The following is a 21,101-nucleotide window of genomic DNA, read 5'->3' on the forward strand; positions in this document are numbered from 1 at the left end:
AACACTGTTTCTCTAGACCCACCCGATTCCCGGAGTGTAGTATAGAACAATACTATTCTTTGGGGGTTCTTTTGTTGGAAAATTACAGTGACATTAAACAAGGCGAAAGGGGCGCTTGGCTTAGTATAGCTGCGTACATCCTGCTGGCTGCCATCAAGCTGATGATTGGGGCCGCTTCAGGCTCGCAGGCATTGCATGCGGATGGTCTGAATAACAGTACGGATATTGTAGCTTCCATAGCGGTTCTGGTTGGGCTCAAGATTTCCCGCCGGCCTCCGGATTCCAACCACAGCTATGGGCATTTCAGAGCAGAGACCGTCGCTTCTTTAATTGCTTCCTTTATTATGTTCGCTGTAGGTTTTCAGGTACTGTATCAGGGGGTAAACAAGTTCATCCAACCCGTGATGGAGCAGCCGGATTTGCTCGCAGCCTGGACGGCAGCCGGCTGCGCGGTTGTTATGATGGGGGTATATATGTACAACATCCGGCTTGCGCGCAGAATCAACAGCAATGCAATACAGGCGGTGGCTCAGGATAACCGCTCGGATGCGCTGGTCAGTGCAGGTGCTTTTATCGGCATTCTGGGTTCCCAGTTCGGCTTGCCCTGGCTTGACCCGCTGACCGCGTCGCTCGTAGGTCTGATGATCTGCAAAACGGCCTGGGATATTTTCCGCAAGGCAACACATGATCTGACGGATGGTTTTGACGCCGATGAGCTGGAGCAAATGAAGCTGACTGTGGCCGAAATAGATGGGGTAAGGTCTATTAAGGAGATCAAAGCCCGAATCCATGGCAATAATGTTCTGGTGGATACGACGGTGCTTGTCAATCCGGAGCTGAATGTGGTGCAGAGCCATGATATTACCGAAGCGATTGAAGACCAGCTCAAGCATCGCCATCGGGTCTCCAACGTTCATGTGCATATTGAACCCATTTAAAGAGGATCACGAGGAGCTGCCAGGATGACCTGGCGGCTTTTTTGTTGTATAGGAAATGATGCAATGCCCAAAATGTGGATATCTTGGAACCTTCAGATGATATAGCGGTGCAGTGGGATTGGGCTCCATCCGCGGAGTGAAGCGGACAGAGAAGACCTTATTTTGAGAAAAAGTCTGCTTTCCTGGGGGATTCGGACTCAGGAGCCGTTATATCGTTCGATTGAGCCTAGAATGAAGGGAGATAGGACAATTAGCGGAATCTCTGTCCGATTATCCTGCTGAATAGCCGAATCCTCCCCAATAGCGGAATCTCTGTCCGTTTGTCCTGCTAAATAGCCGAATCCTCCCCAATAGATTTCCTGTCCACATCAGCCGCGGATAGATCGTGAAGGGACCGCATCATGTCCGCAGAGGGACCCACGCAAAATCGCACGGTCAACAATGCATGTCCTAACCTTAGCTTATGGGCGAGAGTTGTGCGCATTGTACAACAATGTGAGTTCTATGCAAGCCAAATGACGATAATCTTGCCTATTGTTCAATAACCATCCGGGCCTAGTTAAGCTCCGAGTTGTTATTCACCCGTTAGGGTGATTTTGTTCTTGTGCTGAACATGGATCTTCACCGTCAGAGGTTGACTTTTACCTATCAACCATGTATATAATAACACTATGTTATTAACAATAAGATATTATCTAATAAAACACTCAAGGAGCCTAAACTATGTCCCCCAAAAATGCAGTCGACCGCAACGGTTTGACCGAACAGAAATTTCTGGAAGTATACGATGCCGGCACTTTTGAACACCCGTCCGTTACTGTGGATATGCTGATCTTTACCGTTTTGAACAGAGCCCAGGATAATTACCGGAAGCTGCCGGATAAATCCCTGCAATTGCTGTTAATTAAAAGGGGAGAGCATCCTTTCTTGGGGCAATGGGCGTTGCCCGGCGGGTTCGTTGCTGTCTCTGAGAGCATTGAAGCGGCTGCCCGCCGGGAATTATACAGTGAGACAAACATAGACAATATCTATATGGAGCAGCTGTATACCTGGGGGGACGTTAACCGTGATCCCCGCACACGCGTTATCAGTTGTTCCTACATGGCCCTCGTTGACCGTTCAACGCTGAATGTCCAGGCCGGCGACGATGCCGATGAGGCGGCTTGGTTTGAAGTGGGTTATGAGGTTATCGAGGAATTCCGCCGGGAGACTGCGGATGGCAGTGAGCTGGAAAGGCTGCTGCGCATCTCGCTCAGCAGCGAGACCGACAGCTTGTCAGGCACCGTACGCATTCTGGAATCTGTGCAAGGCCATGTCAGGCAGCTGAAACGCGAAATCGTGGAGAGTAACGGGATTGCTTTCGATCACGTCCTGATGATTCAATATGCGATAGAGCGTCTAAGAGGCAAGGTCGAGTATACCGATATTATTTTCAACCTGATGCCGCCGCTGTTCACTTTGTCCGAGCTGCAGAGAGTTTACGAGATTATTCTTGGAAAAGAGCTGCTGGCGGCCGCCTTCCGCCGGAAAATCGCTGATGCGGTAACCGAGACGGAGGAATTCACCAAAGATGCCGGCCATCGGCCGTCCAAGCTATACCGTTATAATCAGCTCAGGAATTTTATGCCATAGAAAGTGAGGGTGTATGATGGAGAAATTCACTTATTTCCACAAAAGTGAATCCCCTTTTTCCCAGCTGTACCCGGCATTATTTGAAGTGCATGATGTCCAGTTTATCAGTGCGGAGCAATACATGTTTTACTCCAAAGCCATGCTGTTCGGTGACATTGAGCTGGCTGAACAGATCCTCCGTGCCCGGCTGCCGAGTGGGCAGAAAGCTCTTGGCTGCATGGTGCGCAGCTTCGACCCTAAGGTCTGGGATCAGCACTGCAAAGCTATTGCCTATGCAGGCAATTATGAGAAATTCATTCAGAATGAGGAACTGCTGCAAGTCCTGCTGGATACAAAAGGCACCACACTCGTCAAAGCCGGCAGGTCGGACCTTATATGGGGCGTAGGTCTTGCAGAGGATGATCCGCGCATACATAACAGGTCGTCCTGGCAAGGACATAACTTACTGGGTGAGATTCTGACGCAGCTTCGTGAGAATCTGATCCATGGAAATTGACCTGTACATAACAATCATGGACGCTTTTAATCATTTAATACCTTGAACTGTCCAGTTCATTCTTATAAACTGAAAAGATGCTGATTTCAAAATATCATCCCATCCACAATATCAAAAGGAAGTGCAATCATTTCTACTTTTACGGAGAACAACAAATATAAAGCAGACTGCGAGCAATGTTTTGGCCTGTGCTGCGTAGCTCTGCCTTATGCCAAGTCCGCTGATTTTGCTTTTGATAAAAATGGGGACACGCCCTGTCTCAATCTGCAAGCCGATTATCGCTGCGGGATTCATACCGCGCTAAGAAGCAAAGGATTCCGTGGCTGTACGGTCTATGAGTGTTTTGGTGCAGGACAAAAGATCTCACAGGTTACTTATGCCGGTAAGGATTGGCGTGAACACCCCGGTAACGCTAAAGAAATGTATGATGTTCTGCCTGTCATGCAGCAGTTGTATGAAATGCTGTATTTTCTGAATGAGGCAATGGGGCTGCCAGAGACTGCCTCTATGCATGAGGAGCTGCAGGCAGCACTTACAGCAACGGAGCGGCTCACTGATCTGAGCCCCGCTTCCATTCTGGCGCTGGATGTTCCCGCCCACAGGGCGGTTGTGAATGTTCTGCTGCTCAAGACCAGTGAACGTGTCCGTGCAGGAGCTGTCCCTCCGTTGCCGAATGCCAAAATACAGCACAAAATCAGCAAGGGAAGCGATTTTATCGGTGCAAATCTGCAAGCAGCCAACCTTCGGGGGGCCAATCTGAGAGGGGCTCTGCTTATTGCCTCCGACCTAAGAAAAGCCGATATCCGCAAAGCTGATCTGATCGGCGCCGATTTAAGAGATGCCCATCTGGGCGGTGCCGATTTGACCGGGAGTATTTTTCTGACCCAGGCGCAGGTGAATTCCGCGAACGGCGATAGGACTACGCGATTACCGGCTCATCTTAGCATTCCGGAGCATTGGTTATAAGCCACTGGCATCTCTGACCGCAGAGATGCTCTTTTTCGGGCTTTTCCGCGGCGGCTGCTGCTGGATATCCCTCTGCAATTTGTCATGCTCACCGATCACTTTTTATTCTACGTTAATCTTTTATGTTATGCTTTGAGGTAGAGTATACAGATCAAGAACAAAGGGGTGTGACTATTGAAAAAAATGCGAATGTTAGCTTCAGCATCGGTTATGGTGCTGGTGTTGGTCCTTGTCAATTTGTATATTGGAATGCATGTCCGGATTCTTATTGGCTACTTGCTGCCAGAGTTGCTTTCCGCGGTGTTTTGGCCGGTATTCCTGCTGATTGCTTTTGCCTATATGATCGGAATGCTCCCTTGGCCGCAAGCGGTGAAGCCCGTTGGCCGGTTTTTTAAGGTGCTCGGCTCCTACTACTTGGCCTGTATGGAGTTCGCAGTGATCGTGCTGCCGTTGACGGATTTGCTGTATTGGGTGCTGGGACTGACAGGGGTTGACCGTACTTTGTTTACTGCCGAAGCTGGCGCAGCACTTACGTTCCTGCTGGTGGCTTTCCTGGTGTGGGGTTCAAGAAATGCCTGGAGCACGATCGTTCGCACTCATCGCCTTCCTGTTGAGAAGAAATCAAGCACTAGTGCAGCTCTGACTGTTGCCGTGGCCTCAGACCTGCATCTGGGCAATATCGTCGGCAACCGGCATCTCCGCAAAATGGTTGCTGAAATCAACAGCATGGAGCCCGACGTTATTCTGCTGGCCGGTGATGTGCTTGATGACAGCATTGAACCGTTTGTCCGCAACCGGATGAGCGAGCAGCTCAAACTGTTAAAAGCGCGCTATGGGGTGTATGCCGTCCTCGGGAACCATGAATACTACGGCGGTTCGATCAAAGAATATACCGAGCTGATGGCCGGCATCGGCATTAAGGTGCTGCAGGATGAAGTGGTTGAAGCCGCTGGCACTTATATTGTTGGCCGAAAAGACAAAACTGCCGAAGCCATGGAAGGAGGCCGATTAAGCGTCGCTGCCTTACTGGAAGGACTCGATCTCTCACGTCCTGTGCTGATGATGGATCATCAACCGACCGGATTCGGTGCTGCTGCCCAGGCAGGGGTGGATGTCCTGCTGTCAGGTCATACCCATCGTGGTCAAATTGCCCCCAATCACTGGATTACCAAACGTCTGTTTGAGCTGGATTGGGGATATCTGCGCAAAGAGAACCTGCACGTGGTAGTCTCTTCGGGATATGGAACCTGGGGGCCGCCGATCCGTCTGGCCAGCCGTTCGGAGCTCATTAAGCTGGAAGTCATGCTCGAAGGCAGCAGACATTACAGCGAAGAGCCCATATCGGCCAAAGCTGTGTTAATCTGAAGAATCTGCAAGGATAGCATGGACTTATTCTGAATTCCGGTACCTGTTAGGGTGCCGGTTTTTTTGCAGGCTTCAACAGAAGGGGCTTTGACAAAACCCAGGGAATGTTATACTTTAAATATAGTTAAGCGCTAAACTAATGGAGGGTGAACCTAACTGATGGAGGATTTGCAGGAATATGTACTGGACCCGCCCTTGACTACCCGCGTTTTTTTCACTTTGGTGGAGACAACCGCGAATCTTGTAGCCGTATCCGAGAAATATTGGCAGTCTACCGGCCTCAATGGTGCTCGCATCCGCATTCTGGTTGAGATTACAAAGCAGGGCGGCAGCATACTCCCTTCAGTTCTGGCGGAGCGGATTGGCGTTACCAAAGCCAATATCAGCCTGCTGCTTGTTCCGCTGGAGAAAGACGGCTATATTACCCGCTCCAGTCATTCACAGGATGGCCGAAAAACCGTAATTTCCATAACCGGGCAAGGGCAGCAGCTCTTGACCGGACATCTTCCGGAGAACCGCCGGGCGGTGGCCACGCGGATGCAGGGGTTGGATGAGCAGGAAATGTTAATGTTGATTTCTTTATTGCAAAAGCTGAATGGAGGATGAACCCATATGAAGATTCTAATCACAGGAGCCACAGGTCAACTGGGGAGTTTGATTATTGAACAGCTTTTGCAAAAGCGGCCCGCTGGCCAAGTCATCGCCGGCGTCCGCAATCAGGAACGGGCAAAACGATATACGGATCAGGGTCTTGAGGTTCGGTTCGTGGATTACGACCAGCCGGAGTCGCTTGCCGCAGCTTTTAACGGGATTACCCATCTGCTGCTGATCTCAAGCTCGCACAAGGACGATCAGGTCCGCCTATTGCAGCACAAATTTGTTATCCAGGCGTCCAAACAGGCCGGTGTGCAGCATCTTCTGTACACCAGCTTTGCTTTTCCGCCGCAAGGTCCAATTCCTCCGAACCATGTCCATCTGCTCAGTGAGCAGGCCATTATGGAATCCGGATTGGAGTATACTTTTTTGCGCAATGCGTTGTATATGGATGTGGTAGCTGTGTTCGGCCTGAATGAAGCCGTTGCCGGTGGTGAACTTATCACGCCTCCGGGTGAATGGTCATTTAATGCGGTTACGAGGCAGGACCTAGCATGCGGGACCGCAGCTGTTCTGGCCTCAGGCGGCGGGCAACACAAGCGGATTTATGAGCTCACTGCATCTCGTCCCTGGAATTTCACAGCCTTGGCTGAAGCGTTAGCCGAGCTGACCGGCAAGCAAGTTGTGCACAGAACAAGCGCTGAGTGCAAGCACTTTATCTATGATTTTCTCGGCAGGATCGACACTGCTTCGACTTCGGCAGATCTGGAGCATTTGCTGGGCCGTCCAGTAACCGGACTGAAGGACAGCATCAGGCCTTTTGTTCAATCCGCTGCAGGCAAGAAATAATCACTTGACTTGGTGTCAACACCAGGTTGTAGGATAACCCTATATGAATGAGAGCAATAATCCCAACATTTTATCGATAGGGGGCTAAGTGACGGTATGAACAAGACCATGGAGAGCTACTCAATGAAACAATTTGTGGAAAAAACAGGGTTTACCGAAGACGCGATCCGTTATTATGAGAAGTTTGGCTTGCTGGAGCAAGTGAAACGCAAAACGAATGGACACCGTGTGTATGACGGTAAGGATCTGGAAAAGATGGTGCTTATCAAATGCCTGAAAAAATCCGGGATGCCACTGGAAGAAATGAGGCTGTATGTGCAGCAATCCGCGGAGGATGACGAGCAAACCATCGCTGAACGGGATCGGATTCTTAATGGGCATAAGCAGAAAATCGAGGAGCAAATGGCGCATTTGCAGACCATCTTAGATTTCATCAATGCCAAGGTCCAAAGCGGCAAAAAAATGGGCGAGTTCTAAACAGATTTGGGAGTGTGAAGACATGAAGAGGATTCTAGTGACCGACGATGACGCCAATATCCGCACTTTATTAAAGCATGTGTTAACCCGGGAGGGCTATCACGCAGTGGAAGCCGAAGACGGGCAAGAAGCCATACGTATGCTGAAGGTGAATACGGTAGATTTGGCGGTCGTGGATGTGATGATGCCGCATGTGAATGGATTGGAGTTATGCCAATATATCCGCGAAACCTACGATATCCCGATTATCTTACTAACCGCGCGCCAGCAACTCAGTGACAAAGAGCAGGGTTATTTGCGGGGGACGGATGACTATGTGACCAAGCCATTTGAACCGGAGGAACTGCTGTTCCGGATCAAGGCGTTATTCCGCAGGTATTCCATAGTCTCCGCCGACAAGATCCGTTTGAACCGCCTGGTGATTGACCGCAAGAATTACGAGATTAACGTTGAAAATGAGGTCTTGCTGCTTCCGGTAAAAGAGTTCGAGCTGCTGGCACAGCTGGCGCAATACCCGGGGCGGTTATTCACGCGCAGCGAGCTGATAGAGCTGGTGTGGGGAGCGGATTACGAAGGAGATGAGCGGACAGTGGATGTGCATATCAAACGACTGCGCGGGCGGTTTCAGGACTATCAGGAGGACTTTGTCATCCGTACTGTTCGGGGCATCGGTTATAAAGTAGAGCTGGGAAGCGTATGAAATCACTATATGTACGAATGTGCCTGGTCTTTTGCTCCGTAATTATCATCAGCAGTCTGCTCGGGTTTCTGGTCTCCAACCTCTATTATCAAGCCCAGGTCAAACCCAAAAACGATGCCAAACTGACTAGTATGGCCACACAAATCCAGCAATTTGCCGAACGCCATCCCGGCCAGCTGGATGATTTCCTTTCAACTGCCGCCGGGCTGGGCTATAAGCTTTATTTAACCAACGCCGCCGGTGACGAGCGTTATTACGGCAAGCCTTTCCGGGAAAAGGACCTGGAGAAACAGTATGTGGAGCTGGTGCTTGACGGGCAGATCTACCATGGAATTGCCGAATTTCCTGGCAAAATGTTCATCACCGGTTTTTTTGACAACCAAATGAAGAATTCGATTGGCGTTCCGCTGCAGACGGAGACCGGCCGATATGCGTTGTTCCTCCGTCCGGATGCCGAAGTGCAATTCGGTGAGCTGCGGATCTTTTTTGCCGCCATTATCGGGTTGACCCTTCTCTTCAGTCTCGGTTTTGTTATGATTACCGTCTTTCATGTCGTGCGTCCGATTACGCGTCTTACCGCAGCAACCAAACGGATATCCAAAGGAAGATACGATATCAAGCTGAATACCTGGCGGCGCGATGAAATCGGCCAGTTGGCTTCGCATTTTATGCTGATGAGCCGTGAATTGGAACGGACAAACCGGGCACGTCAGGATTTTGTCGCCAATGTATCGCATGAGATCGAATCTCCGCTGACGTCCATTCAGGGTTTTGCCCACGCGTTAAAAGATCCGTTGCTGCCCGATGCCCAGCGCCTGGAGTATCTGGCTATTATTGACGGGGAGAGCCGCCGTCTGTCGATGCTCAGCAAGCAGCTGCTCACTTTGTCTTCGCTGGATTATGAGGCCCATTCGCTGCAGCGGCACACTTTTGATCTGAAGGCACAGCTGCGGCAGGTCTTACAGATTATGGAGTGGCGGCTAACGGAGAAAGAACTGGCCGTCCGTCTGAACGTTCCCGATATTTCACTCCATGGGGACGCCAATCTGTTATATCAGGTGTGGATGAATCTGCTGTCCAATGCGATAAAATATACCGCGGATGGCGGTTCAATTGCGATCTCCGCTGAGCTTGCTGATCGTGAATGCAGGGTTACCGTCTCGGATACGGGTGAAGGTATTCCTCCCGAAGAGCTCCCAATGATCTTTGACCGGTTCTACAAAGTGGACCGTGCCCGCACACGGCACACGCACAGCAGCGGATTGGGGCTGGCCATAGTCCACCAAATCGTGGCTGCACACGGCGGCAGCGTTGAGGTTAGCAGCATTCCGGGGGAAGGGACTACATTTACAGTGCGGCTGCCGCTTTTGTAATTCATTATTCATACTCCGTTCATCTTCTCCTTCTAAACTGGGCTTATACAGATTAAGAGGAGTGGTATTATGTTTCTAGCTTTACGGGAGATGCGGCATGCCAAAGCCAGATACCTGCTGATTATGGTCATTATGCTGCTGGTCTCATTTCTGGTCCTGTTCGTCACCGGACTGGCCAAGGGACTCGCCTATGCGAATATTTCGGCAGTGGAGAATATGCCCGCTAATTATTTTGTGGTCCAGGAAGATGCCGACCACACGTTCAGACGCTCACAGATGACAGTCCAAGACCTTCAGACTGCGAAGTCGGTCGCCGGAGACGCCAATGCCGCGTCACTGGCCGTTCAGACAAGCACCGTTACCGCTGCGGAGAACAAGCTAAAAGTGGATGTCACTTATTTTGCAGTGGACATGGAAGGAATGCTGGCTCCTCGCATTACTGAGGGCAAGGCCGTTACGAATGATCAACGGGGCAATGTCATTGTCGACCGGAAGCTTGCCGAATCGGGCATTGTCGTCGGCAGCAAGCTGTATGACCAGGCCACTGGCCTGGCTTGGACCGTTGCCGGATATACCGAAGACAGCTCGTACAGCCATACTCCGGTTGTGTATATGAACAATACAGACTGGCAGGCTATGCGGACAGGTGGAGGCCAAGGTAAAACGTCAGCAGAGTCAGTCCCCTATAATGTGATTGCTCTTCATGGCAGTTCAGAGCAGGCACACACGATCACCGAAACTCTGGATCAGGTAGAGGTTATTACCCAAAAAGAGGCCGTTTCAAGTATCCCGGGTTATTCCGCTGAACAGAGCTCGCTGATGATGATGATTGTGTTCCTTTTTGTGATTTCCGCGTTTGTACTCGCCGTATTCTTTTATGTGATCACGATCCAAAAGACCAGCCAGTTCGGTATCCTCAAAGCAATGGGGACCCGGATGTCCTATTTGGCCTGGAGTGTAGTGGGTCAGGTACTGCTTCTATCTGTAGTCAGTCTGTCGATTAGTCTGCTGCTGACCTTCGCGATGAATGCTGCACTCCCGGACTCGATGCCGTTTCAGCTGGAGCCTTCCACACTGATACTCACCGGTTGTTTATTCATCGGAACCTCGCTGGTTGGCTCCTTGATCTCGGTGGGCAGAGTGGCCAAAATTGATGCGCTCGAAGCGATAGGGAGGGCTTACGCATGAGTACGAAGCTGATGATGAAGCAAGTGACCCAGACCTACGGGGACGGGGATTCCACCCTGTCAGTGCTGAACAACCTGGATTTTGAGGTGCAGGAGGGGGAGTTTGTCGCAGTACTGGGTCCATCCGGATCGGGAAAAAGCACATTCCTGTCCGCAGCCGGAGCACTGCTCACGCCCACCAGCGGTGAAATTTACATCGACGGGGAGTCTATTATACAGAAAGATAAAACCCAGCTCACCGAGCTGCGCCTGCACAAAATCGGCTTTATGTTTCAGAGCGCGCAGCTGTTGCCATATCTGAAAGTTGAAGAACAGCTGCTCTACGTGGCCCGGCTGGCCAAACTGAACGCGAAAGAAGCCCGGCAACGCGCCGCAGATCTGCTAAAGAGGCTGGAGATCAGCGGGAAAAGAAACCAATATCCCGAGCAGCTCTCCGGTGGGGAGAAGCAGCGCGTCGCGATTGCAAGAGCCTGGATGAACAACCCGGCGATTCTGTTCGCAGATGAACCGACCGCAAGTCTGGATTACAGACGCGGCAGGGAAGTGGTACGTATGATTGCCGACGAAGTCAAAAAAGAACGCAAAGCAGCCGTGATGGTTACACATGACGAACGGATGCTGGAATGGTGCGACCGCGTGCTGCATCTGGAAAATGGCAAGCTGGTGGAGAAATAACGGCTTCACCTTTGGAGCTGTCTCAAAAGCGTTTTATGCAAAATGTAGACAGCTAATCTTATAAAAATCGTAAACAAGCAGTGAGTCTCCGGTTATTGGAGACTTGCTGCTTGTTTTTTGGGTTCATTGCGGCTTGTTTCAGGAAATTATGGACAAGTGAAAGCCGCCAGACTCCGAGCGTCACTGTTTCCTTCCCTCGATGCAGCAAGCGCCGGAATTTCCGGTTGTTCTTCAGTTGATCTAATACACTTTCCGGCTTACTGATGCCTATTAGGCCGAACGGAAGGCAAAAATGCCTTTGGATAAGTCTTGCTCAGGCCTTTGGATGAAACACTACCCAGCTTTCCGCGAACCCTTGGCATCACATTTTCGTACTGCTGGAAATCATTGTGTGTCTACTTTTTGGGGAAAACTTGTTATGGTATTAAGAATCTGCGGGCCAAAACTGATAAATTACAGAGGTGAATTGAAATTATGGTCAAAAAACACTGTTTATTCTGTGATGCGATCGTCCCCATTGAGCCTGGAGCAGCTTCTGACAAATATATAGGATGTTATTGCTCCCCGGGCGGGTTCTACAGCCTTGCGGCTGACAGCTATGAGCCCATCAACGCCTTGTCTCATCACATCAAACGCGAAGTCTTTCCCATAATATCCGCTTATATCCGGGAACAGACCGACCGTGGTAACCCGGTTATATTATCCTTGCCGGAGGTTGAGCGGCTGGCTGTTTCTCCGGAAATTCCGGTAACTCTGGAGGATAAAGGGGGACGTTTCCTGGCTTATCTATATAGACATTCCGATGGGCCGGAAGAACCCGTGGTGATTCAGCCCCTTGCGCACAGCTATAACCTGACTTATTCTCCGAACCTGCAGGAGCTTGTGTATATTATAGATAAGCTGGGGAATGAAGGCCTGATTATTAGAGAGGGCATGTCTTTTAAGCTGACGCCAAAAGGGTGGGGCGAAGCATCGGCCCATGCCGGGGGCCGCAAGCTGAAGCCCGGCTGTCTGCTGATCGCAGCGGATGAAGCCACCTACAGGGAGTGGGCTGATATCGTTGTCCCCCAATTGGAACAGTGCGGCTATCAGCTCCGCTTGTACAACCATAGCGGCCTTGAAGCCGGTGACAGGTATACTTTGGAGCAGCTCTCCGGAAACAAGCTGATTATCGCCGATCTGACCGGTTCAGCACCGGGCGTTTTATTTGCTGCGGGATATGCGCTCGGCCAACAGATTCCGGTTATCTGGACGGAGCACGTCAGCAGCAGCTGCAAGCTGTCCGTTCAGCCTGATCAGATTCGTCCGCTGGCATGGGACGATCTGGAGGAGCTGGCTAGCTTGATCAAGCAGAGGTTGATGAAGTAGGCATTTCCACACAGGAATAGTCTTCAAAAAACACTGAACAGACGAAAGGGGAGGTCCCAATCAGCCATTTTTTGGCTTTTGAGACCTCCCCTTTGTTTTGGGGTTACACTCTCCGTGAACGCCGGCTAAACGCCCGAATAGGCCATAAAGCCACCATCTACTGGCACTGTAATCCCCGTGACAAAACCTGACATTTGCTCATCGGCCAGCCACAGCAGAGTGCCCAAGAGATCCTCCGGTTTGCCGAAGCGCCGCATTGGTGTATGGGTGATGATTTTGTGCGATCGTTCAGTTAGTTGTCCATCCTCATGCATTAACAGCTTCTCATTCTGCTTCGTCAGGAAAAACCCAGGGGCAATCGCATTAACGCGAATCCCCGATTCTGCAAGGTGCACAGCCAGCCACTGCGTGAAGTTGTTGATTCCAGCTTTGGCTGCGCTGTAGGCCGGCACCTTGGTCATTGGCGACACTGCGCTCATGGAAGAGATGTTGATGACTCCGGTTCCCGGACGGCCCAGCATCTGTCTGGCAAAGATCTGCGTAGGAATCAGCGTACCGATCATATTCAGATCCATTACCTGGCGGAATCCGGGAATGCTCAGATCAAAAAAAGATTGGACCTCCGGATTCTCCAGGTCAGCCTCGCTGAAAATTTCGTTTGTTGTATTGGCAGACGGATTATTCCCGCCCGCTCCGTTAATTAACAAATCGCAGGCGCCAAAATGTCCGCTGACTTCCTCGGCAGCCCGGGTCACGCTGTCCTTGTCTGTCACATCACAGGCAAGGGCTAGCGCTTGGCCTCCGGCTGCCTTTATTTCAGCTGCAACCTCCTGCCCCTTGTCCAAAGTGCGGTTCAAGATGACAACCTTTGCTCCCTGACGCCCGAGTTCCACGGCCATTGCCCGGCATAAAATGCCGGCACCTCCGGTAACAACAGCCACCTTGCCCGCCAGCGCGGGTTGTAATGCAAGCTCAGCCATGGGTAACGCCTCCTTCAACAGCTGCATTCCAGCCTTTATGATAAGCCTTAACAATTCCGGGAAAATCGACTGAGTCGTCTTCGGTACGATGCGAGGTCTCATGATTGTTAACGTTCTCAATAACCTGGGACCTTACATTATCCTCCACACCGGGAATTTGCACGATTTGTGCCAGGATGGCGGGATCATTGTCTTCTCCAAAACAGCGCAATCCCATACGTATCTTCATTCACCTCTTCTTATTTGTAATAGTGGGGGTATTTCTGTTTGAGCATCGTCTGATCGGCAATCGTTAACTCCATATGTTCTCGCATCAGGCTGTCGCCATGCTGCACATCCTGCTGTTCTATAGCTTCATAAAGAAGCAGATGCTGCTGATACAAGTATTCCCAGTCATAGTCTGCGGCTAGCCTAAGCATACGACTCCGGTTGAGATGAACTTTAATCTGCTGCACTACGTCCCACGTGTTCTTTTTGGAGCAGCCTTCAAAGATCATGTGGTGAAACTCCTCATCGAGCTGAAACATAGATTTGTAATCCTGCTCCTCGATACAGACCCTTTGCATCGCCAGGTTCCGCTTCATAGAAGATAAGCTGTTGGCGGGAAATGCCGCACACGCGAGCCGAATGACAGCCCGTTCCAGATGCTCACGCATGAAACGGGCTTCTTCCACCAGTACGGAGTCGATCAAGGAGACCACTGTACCGCGCTGCGGATATACTTCCAGCAAGCCTTCCTGGGCCAGGCGGACAAAACTCTCACGGACAGGAGTGCGGCTCACATTAAATTTAATCGAGATTTCTTTCTCCGAGATCCCTGTGCCGGGTGGAAGCTCCAATTGAAGAATCTGACTCTTCAGTACTCGGTAGACGGCATCGCGGGTGGAGACGGACTGTAAGGTCTGGCTCAAATCCAATAGTTAACCTCCTGTTGGTTGAATAAATTCTTTCTGTAAATTAATCCTACTACACTTGTATGGTAGTATGGTAGTGAGAATTTACTTTTTTTCCATTTGGGCCAAATAATAAGCATATTCCAAGGGACGGGTATGGATAATTTCCCGGTTAATAAACGTTTCGATATCGTAGTAGATATCTTTTTGCGGTTTACCGTTTAATTCTATAATCCAGAGTCTCAGCTGTTCGTCGAGTACAAAATCTACACTGAGTTCACCCAAGGAGCCCATATGTGAATCTGCAACTTGGGCCGCCATGAGGCTTGCCTTATGCAAGGTCTGCAGGGTCTTACTCAGTTTTTTGGGTGTTAACAGCCGTTCGAAAAGTTCGATCGAGTCATGGACACTTTCACACATACTAGTATTGAAATATTGCTCATAGGCCACCCTTGAGGTGATCGCTGAAATAGTCCAACTGCCTGAAATATCCTTTTGTACCAGCACACGGATGTCAAAATAGCATTGATTCAGCTGCAGCGTGCGGATACCTTGCTGAACTATATAATCCCCTGGTTTCAGAATGGCTGTAAGCTTCTCCCGGAGACCCTCATATTTCCGGCAAATGGCCAGCGGAGCAAGGGTGTGCAAAGAAATATGAGTGTCCCCCTGCTCCTTGCGTTCAATACGGTAGACGGAATTTCCTCTCACCCCGTAAGTCGGCTTAATATAGAGCAGTTGGTGTTCCTTCAAAAGTTGGTCCAGATCTAAGGTATTGTAACTAAATGTCTCAGGTATAAGGTATAGGAGTTCTGTCTGAAGCAGACTGTTATGGAGCTCCCACTTGTTAAAAAAGTTAATGCTGTTGAAGCACTTTTTCTCCCCAATTAGCGCCCCAAGACGTCTAACTGTAGTTGATTTCTTATTAAATGCACGGTTATACACTACATCCGGGAGCGGAAAGCGGCGTTCTTTAAAAGCCCGCTTACTTAAATATTGTCCTTTAATTCTGCGTTCCTTCCACATGATATCTTCAGGAGTAAAGGCGAAAAGCTTGAGATTCAGATGGCGGTGCTGTTGATGAAGCGCCAAAATGTTTTTTCTGCTGCTCCTCCGGGCTACAAGAATCCCTACTAATGGACGATCTTTCAACGTTACCACTCCCCCGTCTTCAACATGCTGGAATATTAAATGCCAGCATGGACATAACGGCATGGGACAATAACATAACTCAATAATGATTGAGCGAATGCAGGACTTGATTAGCCTATTTTTAGACCGGAATGGGCTTTTGCCGTGTGTATCGCCAGCAGCTTTTAATATAATGTATGGCATTTGACTAGAAGGAGTTGAGCCAATTGGGGAAATGTAAGTGTCCACCTGGCCCTCCTGGACCGGAAGGACCGGAAGGACCACAAGGACCGCGAGGACAACAAGGACCACAAGGACTGCAAGGACTGCAAGGACTGCAAGGTATTCCGGGGCCGGCTGGGGCGACCGGTCCTGCTGGACCAGCGGGAGAACGGGGACCCCGGGGATCGGAAGGGTTGATGGGCCCTGCTGGTCCAGCCGGTATAGCAGGAGCACCGGGAGCTCCAGGCCCGGCAGGAGCGACCGGTGCGACAGGTGCGGTGGGTGCAACAGGGGTAACGGGTCCGCCTGGCGGCTTAACGGGACCGGTAGGGCTAACCGGAGCGACGGGTCTAACAGGTGCACCTGGAATCACCGGAGCAACGGGTCTAACAGGCGCTCCAGGCATCACGGGAGCAACGGGAAATACCGGGCCGCAGGGTCCTGAGGGCGGTGCAACCGGCGCGACTGGACCAACTGGACCAGCTGGTGCGGTTGGTCCAGCAGGACCAATAGGACCGGCAGGGGCGGTCGGACCAGCAGGACCAGTAGGACCGGCAGGCGCGGTTGGACCAGCAGGACCAGCAGGTGCAGTAGGACCGGCAGGACCAGCAGGACCAGCAGGTGCGGCAGGCGCAGTTGGACCGACGGGAGCTACCGGCGAAGTGGGACCGGCAGGAGCAGTTGGAGCTACAGGTGCAACCGGTGCTACTGGAGGTGTGTTAGGCTTCGCGGATTTCTTTGCACTGATGCCGCCTGACAATGCAGCAACTGTGGGAGTCGGCACAGACGTAAGTTTCCCGCAAGATGGGCCTACCAGCGGAACATCCATCTTCAGAATTAGTGCCAGTTCCTTTAATTTGGCAGCCATAGGCACTTATCAAATCTTGTTTCAAGTCAGCGTAACCGAAGCTGGGCAGTTGATTCTAACACTTAACGGTGCAGATCTGGCTTACACGGTCGTTGGGCGGGCTACAGGCACATCTCAAATCGTAGAGATGGCCATTGTACAAACAAGTGTAATCAATTCGATTCTTACTGTGCGAAATCCTGCCGGGAACTCCACGGCGCTTACTATTACGCCATTGGCTGGAGGAACACGTCCAGTCTCAGCACATTTGGTGATCACACAGCTAGCTTAGAGTGATCTGCGACTCGGATTAATCAGCTGCCCGCGAGCTTGGCGCAAGCAGAACCCCTCCACTACTTCGTACTCTTGCGGTAGGCGGAGGGGGTGACTCCGGTGCTTTTTTTGAAATATTTGGAGAAATGGGCCAGTTCCATGCCGACCTGCTCCGCAATGTCCGAGATACCGGAATCGGAATAGGTCAGCAGTCTTTTGGCGAATTCCATCCGTTTGAGCTGTACATAATGCATGGGTGGAACGCCGGTGAATTTTTTGAAATAAGGAATGAAATAATTCGGATGCAAATGGACAAGCTCGGCCAATTCTTCAACTTCCATGGGATAGGGCAGACGTTCGTCGATATAATTAAGCACATGAGCCAATTTGCCTTGTTCACTGGTCTGGAAGAACTCGTTCATGAAATCGGTATAGCCGCCGGATTCCAGACATATTGCCAGCAGTTGAAGAAGTGAGGCATGGATGCGCAGTGTGGAGAGAAAATCGTTATTCTGATATAGCCGGATCATCTCGGCAAAAATTCGCCGCACTTCATCCGGATCTGGCGCATCGCTGATATAGAGCTTATTCGCCGCATGGAACAAAGGCCACTCCCCAATTCTGGCATCAAAGTGGCAGAAGTACCGCGCATAGGGATTGTTCATAACCGTAACTGTTGATTGGGTAGTCCCGGCAGGCATAATCATAAGCTGATGGGGCTTGGGATAATGGGTTACCCCGTTTAGAGTTACGCTGCCTTCACCGCTGTCCAGGAAATATAGCCGATTGAACGAAGGCGACTGTTCTGTCCGGTTCCACCCGTAATAAGTGTTGCGGTAATGGGCATGCGTAACGGTTACAGTCAGGTTCTCAAGCAGGCGGCCGGGAATCGCATTGGGCGTATTCATCCTGAACTCCTTTGCAAACGTTTTATTTATAGTATACCTGATCTTATTTATCAATTACATCTTAGTTTTATACAAAAACAACTTAGTTCCCTTCATGTTCTTTCCCTCAGAAAAGGGTTATTCTCATAACATAAACTCATATGGGGAAGTGACTAGGTTTGGAGACAACAGTCCGCTTTGGAATTATAGGAATCGGCAATATGGGCCGGGCGCATGCGCTTAGTCTGCTGGAAGAAATCCAGGGTGCCGAGCTGGCCGCCGTTTGTGACCTGCGTCCAGAAAGTCTGGAATGGGCCGGGGAGCATTTGCCGGATCATGTGCTGAAATTCAGTCATACGGGCGATTTATTCACATCGGGGGCTATTGATGCCGTCTTAATCTCCACCCCGCATTATGATCACCCGACTCTTGCTGTTGAAGCTTTTAAGCATGGGCTTCACGTCCTGGTGGAGAAGCCGGCGGGTGTATATACCAAAGCCGTACAGGAAATGAATGATGCCGCCGCTGAGTCGGACCGGATCTTTGGCATTATGTACAATCAGCGCACCAATCCGCTTTATCAGAAACTTCGCGACTTGATAGGTTCGGGGGAGCTCGGGGAGATCCGCCGGACGAACTGGATTATTACCAATTGGTACCGCTCTCAGAGCTACTATGATTCGGGCGGCTGGCGTGCAACCTGGGCAGGTGAAGGCGGCGGAGTACTGCTGAATCAGGACCCGCATCAGCTGGATTTGTGGCAGTGGACCACAGGAATGATGCCTACACGGGTTAGAGCCTTTTGCCAATTTGGCAAATACCGCAAGATTGAAGTCGAAGATGATGTGACCGCTTATGTGGAATATGAGAACGGGGCAACCGGCCTGTTCGTGACGACTACCGGTGAAGCGCCGGGGACCAACCGGTTCGAAGTGACGGGCGACAACGGTAAAATTGTACTGGAAGACGGGAAGCTGACCTTCTGGCGCCTCCGTACGCCTGAGCCGCAGTTTAACGCTGAATACAAGGGGGGATTTGGCTCGCCGGAATGCTGGAAATGTGAAATTCCGGTCGAATCTGGCGATGGAGGCCAGCATAAGGGCATTCTGCGCAATTTCACGAATGCCATTCTGAAAGGGACGCCGCTTTTGGCTCCGGGTGAAGAGGGGATCCTGGGTCTGACCCTTTCCAATGCCATATATCTCTCCGCCTGGACCGACAACTGGGTAGAGCTGCCGATTGATGCGGATTTGTTCTATGAGAAGCTCGCGGAGAAGATTCAAAGATCCAACTTTCAAAAGGATGGTACCCAGGGCGCAACTCTGGATGTTTCGGGAACCCACTAACTTTCCCATACAAATGATGCAGAGAGGATTGATATGATGAAACGCTCAACGATTGCTGTTCAATTATATACTCTTCGTGAATATACCCAGACCCCCGAGGGCCTCAGAAGCACATTTCAAAAGCTTGCCGACATTGGCTATCAAGCCGTTCAGGTGTCGGGAATCGGTCCGATAGATCCGAAGCTGGTCAAGGAGTACGCCGACGAATCGGGCCTGACCATCTGTGCGACCCATGTACCCTGGAATCGTCTGCAGAATGATCTGGATGCGCTTGCAAAGGAGCATTTGCTGTGGAACTGCAAATATATTGGCCTCGGCGCACTCCCTGCTGAATACCGGAGCAGCCTCGAAGGTTACCGCTCTTTTGCCCGAATCGCTTCCGGCATTGCCCGCACGCTGAAAGATAAATATGATTTGCATTTCATTTACCATAATCATGATTTTGAGTTTGAACGTTTTGAAGGGACTACGGCGCTGGAGCTGATGGTAAAGGAGACGTTACCTGAAGACGTCGGCTTTGAACTGGACTTGTATTGGGTACAGGCCGGGGGCGGAAGTCCGGTGGAATGGATACACAAGGTGGGCGGCAGGATGAAGGTAGTTCACCTCAAGGATATGGTTATTGCCGATGGAAAGCAGGTATTTGCCGAGATCGGCGAGGGAAACATGGACTATCCAGCAATTATTGAGGCCTGCCGCGATACGGGAGTAGAGTGGTATGTGGTTGAGCAGGATGTCTGCCGCCGCGACCCGTTTGAAAGTGTGAAGATCAGCCTGGATTACCTGCTGCCTTATGCAAAGGAGGATTCCTTGTGAGCAGGAAAGACGGAATGATGTATGCCCCTTCCCATGAAAGCAAACCTGTTGTAAAACCCGGCGAATTTGTTATCGCCGCCATGGCCCTGGATCACGGTCATATTTATGGTATGTGCAATGGGCTGGTCGAAGCGGGAGCACAGTTGAAGTGGGTATATGATCCTGATCCCGCCAAAGTAAAGGCATTCCTGGAACGTTATCCGGGCGCTCTGCCCGCCCGCTCTGCCGCTGAAATCCTGGAGGACCCCGAGGTGCATCTCGTGGCCGCTGCCGCTGTTCCTTCCGAACGTGGTCCGCTGGGTGTGAAGGTTATGGGGGCCGGCAAAGATTATTTTACGGACAAAGCTCCTTTTACATCGCTGGAACAGCTGGGAGCTGCCCGCATTCAGGCCGAGTCCACCAAGCAGAAATATATGGTGTATTACAGCGAGCGGCTTCATGTAGAGAGTGCTGTATATGCAGGAGAGCTGATCCGGCAAGGTGCGATTGGCCGCGTTCTCCAGGTCATCGGGATGGGGCCGCACCGCTTAAATGCCCCCAGCCGTCCGGACTGGTTCTTCCAGCGCGAGAAATATGGCGGAATTTTGTGCGATATCGGGAGCCATCAGATAGAGCAGTTTCTCTTTTATAGCGGCTGCCGGGAGGCTACGGTACTTCACAGCAAAGTCGCCAACTATAATAACAGTGCCTACCCGGAACTGGAGGACTTTGGAGATGCAACCCTGGTGGGAGACAACGGGGCTACGCAATATTTTCGTGTAGACTGGTTTACGCCGGACGGTCTGGGAACCTGGGGGGATGGCCGTACCATCATCATGGGGACCAAAGGTTATATCGAGCTGCGAAAATACAGTGACATTGCCCGTTCAAATACGGGGGATCATGTGTATTGGGTGGATTCGCAAGGGGAGCATTATGAGCAGGTAAGGGGGAAGATCGGTTTTCCTTTCTTCGGGGAGCTGATCCTGGACTGCCTGCATCGGACGGAGCATGCCATGACGCAAGCCCATGCCTTCAAAGCGGCAGAATTATGTCTTATCGCTCAGGCTCAGGCTGTCAATCTGACACCCGAGACCTTAAGATAAC

Annotated in this window: 22 protein-coding genes; 17 read left to right on the plus strand and 5 right to left on the minus strand. The window is 51.0% G+C overall.

Annotated elements, in window-relative coordinates; genetic code table 11:
* The first annotated feature begins 74 nt into the window (after window positions 1–74).
* From IEY53_RS06110 to IEY53_RS06170, 13 genes are all read left to right on the plus strand, one after another.
* A complete protein-coding gene (locus IEY53_RS06110; protein ID WP_189022988.1) occupies window positions 75–938 on the plus strand; it encodes a cation diffusion facilitator family transporter in 864 nt (287 codons plus the stop codon).
* A 723-nt stretch (window positions 939–1,661) separates the two neighbouring features.
* Window positions 1,662–2,570, plus strand: a complete 909-nt coding sequence (locus tag IEY53_RS06115) for an NUDIX hydrolase (RefSeq protein WP_189022990.1) — start codon at window positions 1,662–1,664, stop codon at window positions 2,568–2,570.
* Between the two features lie 16 nt (window positions 2,571–2,586).
* Complete coding sequence (ybiA, locus tag IEY53_RS06120) at window positions 2,587–3,066, plus strand: riboflavin biosynthesis intermediates N-glycosidase (protein ID WP_189022992.1); 480 nt, start codon at window positions 2,587–2,589, stop codon at window positions 3,064–3,066.
* A 126-nt stretch (window positions 3,067–3,192) separates the two neighbouring features.
* A complete protein-coding gene (locus IEY53_RS06125) occupies window positions 3,193–4,032 on the plus strand; it encodes a pentapeptide repeat-containing protein (protein WP_189023171.1) in 840 nt (279 codons plus the stop codon).
* Between the two features lie 183 nt (window positions 4,033–4,215).
* Window positions 4,216–5,397, plus strand: a complete 1,182-nt coding sequence (locus IEY53_RS06130; protein WP_189023173.1) for a metallophosphoesterase — start codon at window positions 4,216–4,218, stop codon at window positions 5,395–5,397.
* Between the two features lie 159 nt (window positions 5,398–5,556).
* Window positions 5,557–6,003 (plus strand): MarR family winged helix-turn-helix transcriptional regulator, encoded by a 447-nt coding sequence (locus IEY53_RS06135; RefSeq protein WP_189022994.1) that lies wholly within the window; start codon window positions 5,557–5,559, stop codon window positions 6,001–6,003.
* Between the two features lie 6 nt (window positions 6,004–6,009).
* On the plus strand, window positions 6,010–6,840 hold the full coding sequence (locus IEY53_RS06140; protein WP_189022996.1) for an NAD(P)H-binding protein: 831 nt from the start codon (window positions 6,010–6,012) through the stop codon (window positions 6,838–6,840).
* A gap of 96 nt (window positions 6,841–6,936) precedes the next feature.
* Window positions 6,937–7,317, plus strand: a complete 381-nt coding sequence (locus tag IEY53_RS06145) for a MerR family transcriptional regulator (RefSeq protein ID WP_229696011.1) — start codon at window positions 6,937–6,939, stop codon at window positions 7,315–7,317.
* A 22-nt stretch (window positions 7,318–7,339) separates the two neighbouring features.
* The gene (locus IEY53_RS06150) at window positions 7,340–8,017 is read left to right on the plus strand and encodes a response regulator transcription factor (protein WP_189022998.1); all 678 of its coding nucleotides are present in this window, start codon (window positions 7,340–7,342) and stop codon (window positions 8,015–8,017) included.
* Entirely contained in the window at window positions 8,014–9,390 is a 1,377-nt protein-coding gene (locus IEY53_RS06155; RefSeq protein ID WP_189023000.1) for a sensor histidine kinase, read from the plus strand. The genes IEY53_RS06150 and IEY53_RS06155 overlap by 4 nt, the downstream gene beginning before the upstream one ends.
* A 69-nt stretch (window positions 9,391–9,459) precedes the next feature.
* Window positions 9,460–10,578 carry an ABC transporter permease gene (locus IEY53_RS06160; RefSeq protein WP_189023002.1) on the plus strand — a complete coding sequence of 373 codons (1,119 nt, stop codon included), beginning with the start codon at window positions 9,460–9,462 and terminating at the stop codon, window positions 10,576–10,578.
* Window positions 10,575–11,252 carry an ABC transporter ATP-binding protein gene (locus tag IEY53_RS06165; protein WP_189023004.1) on the plus strand — a complete coding sequence of 226 codons (678 nt, stop codon included), beginning with the start codon at window positions 10,575–10,577 and terminating at the stop codon, window positions 11,250–11,252. The genes IEY53_RS06160 and IEY53_RS06165 overlap by 4 nt, the downstream gene beginning before the upstream one ends.
* A 474-nt stretch (window positions 11,253–11,726) precedes the next feature.
* The gene (locus tag IEY53_RS06170) at window positions 11,727–12,620 is read left to right on the plus strand and encodes a hypothetical protein (RefSeq protein WP_189023006.1); all 894 of its coding nucleotides are present in this window, start codon (window positions 11,727–11,729) and stop codon (window positions 12,618–12,620) included.
* A gap of 125 nt (window positions 12,621–12,745) precedes the next feature.
* Here IEY53_RS06170 and IEY53_RS06175 read toward each other — a convergent pair whose 3' ends face one another.
* The 4 genes from IEY53_RS06175 to IEY53_RS06190 form a co-directional block, all read right to left on the minus strand.
* Window positions 12,746–13,600, minus strand: coding sequence for an SDR family oxidoreductase (locus tag IEY53_RS06175; protein WP_189023008.1), 855 nt, complete (start codon window positions 13,598–13,600; stop codon window positions 12,746–12,748).
* Entirely contained in the window at window positions 13,593–13,829 is a 237-nt protein-coding gene (locus IEY53_RS06180; RefSeq protein WP_189023191.1) for a hypothetical protein, read from the minus strand. Before IEY53_RS06180 ends, IEY53_RS06175 begins: the two co-directional genes overlap by 8 nt.
* 10 nt (window positions 13,830–13,839) lie before the next feature.
* Window positions 13,840–14,517 carry a GntR family transcriptional regulator gene (locus IEY53_RS06185; protein ID WP_189023010.1) on the minus strand — a complete coding sequence of 226 codons (678 nt, stop codon included), beginning with the start codon at window positions 14,515–14,517 and terminating at the stop codon, window positions 13,840–13,842.
* A gap of 81 nt (window positions 14,518–14,598) precedes the next feature.
* On the minus strand, window positions 14,599–15,585 hold the full coding sequence (locus tag IEY53_RS06190; RefSeq protein WP_229696012.1) for a YheC/YheD family endospore coat-associated protein: 987 nt from the start codon (window positions 15,583–15,585) through the stop codon (window positions 14,599–14,601).
* Window positions 15,586–15,851: 266 nt separating this feature from the next.
* Between IEY53_RS06190 and IEY53_RS35855 the strand changes: the two genes are divergently transcribed.
* Window positions 15,852–16,985, plus strand: a complete 1,134-nt coding sequence (locus tag IEY53_RS35855; RefSeq protein WP_189023014.1) for a collagen-like domain-containing protein — start codon at window positions 15,852–15,854, stop codon at window positions 16,983–16,985.
* A 61-nt stretch (window positions 16,986–17,046) separates the two neighbouring features.
* Here the strand turns inward: IEY53_RS35855 and IEY53_RS06200 are convergent, their stop codons facing one another.
* Window positions 17,047–17,874 carry an AraC family transcriptional regulator gene (locus tag IEY53_RS06200; RefSeq protein WP_189023016.1) on the minus strand — a complete coding sequence of 276 codons (828 nt, stop codon included), beginning with the start codon at window positions 17,872–17,874 and terminating at the stop codon, window positions 17,047–17,049.
* Window positions 17,875–18,032: 158 nt separating this feature from the next.
* On the opposite strand from IEY53_RS06200, the gene IEY53_RS06205 reads away from it, so the two are divergent.
* Genes IEY53_RS06205 through IEY53_RS06215 form a run of 3 tightly spaced genes read left to right on the plus strand, consistent with a single transcriptional unit; the run spans window position 18,033 to window position 21,100 of the window.
* The gene (locus IEY53_RS06205; protein WP_268240756.1) at window positions 18,033–19,199 is read left to right on the plus strand and encodes a Gfo/Idh/MocA family protein; all 1,167 of its coding nucleotides are present in this window, start codon (window positions 18,033–18,035) and stop codon (window positions 19,197–19,199) included.
* A gap of 33 nt (window positions 19,200–19,232) precedes the next feature.
* Complete coding sequence (locus tag IEY53_RS06210; protein ID WP_229696013.1) at window positions 19,233–20,015, plus strand: sugar phosphate isomerase/epimerase family protein; 783 nt, start codon at window positions 19,233–19,235, stop codon at window positions 20,013–20,015.
* A complete protein-coding gene (locus IEY53_RS06215; protein ID WP_189023018.1) occupies window positions 20,012–21,100 on the plus strand; it encodes a Gfo/Idh/MocA family protein in 1,089 nt (362 codons plus the stop codon). The genes IEY53_RS06210 and IEY53_RS06215 overlap by 4 nt, the downstream gene beginning before the upstream one ends.
* Window position 21,101 lies beyond the last annotated feature (1 nt).

This window comes from Paenibacillus albidus (assembly GCF_014644435.1).
Classification (GTDB): Bacteria; Bacillota; Bacilli; order Paenibacillales; family Paenibacillaceae; genus Paenibacillus_AQ; species Paenibacillus_AQ albidus.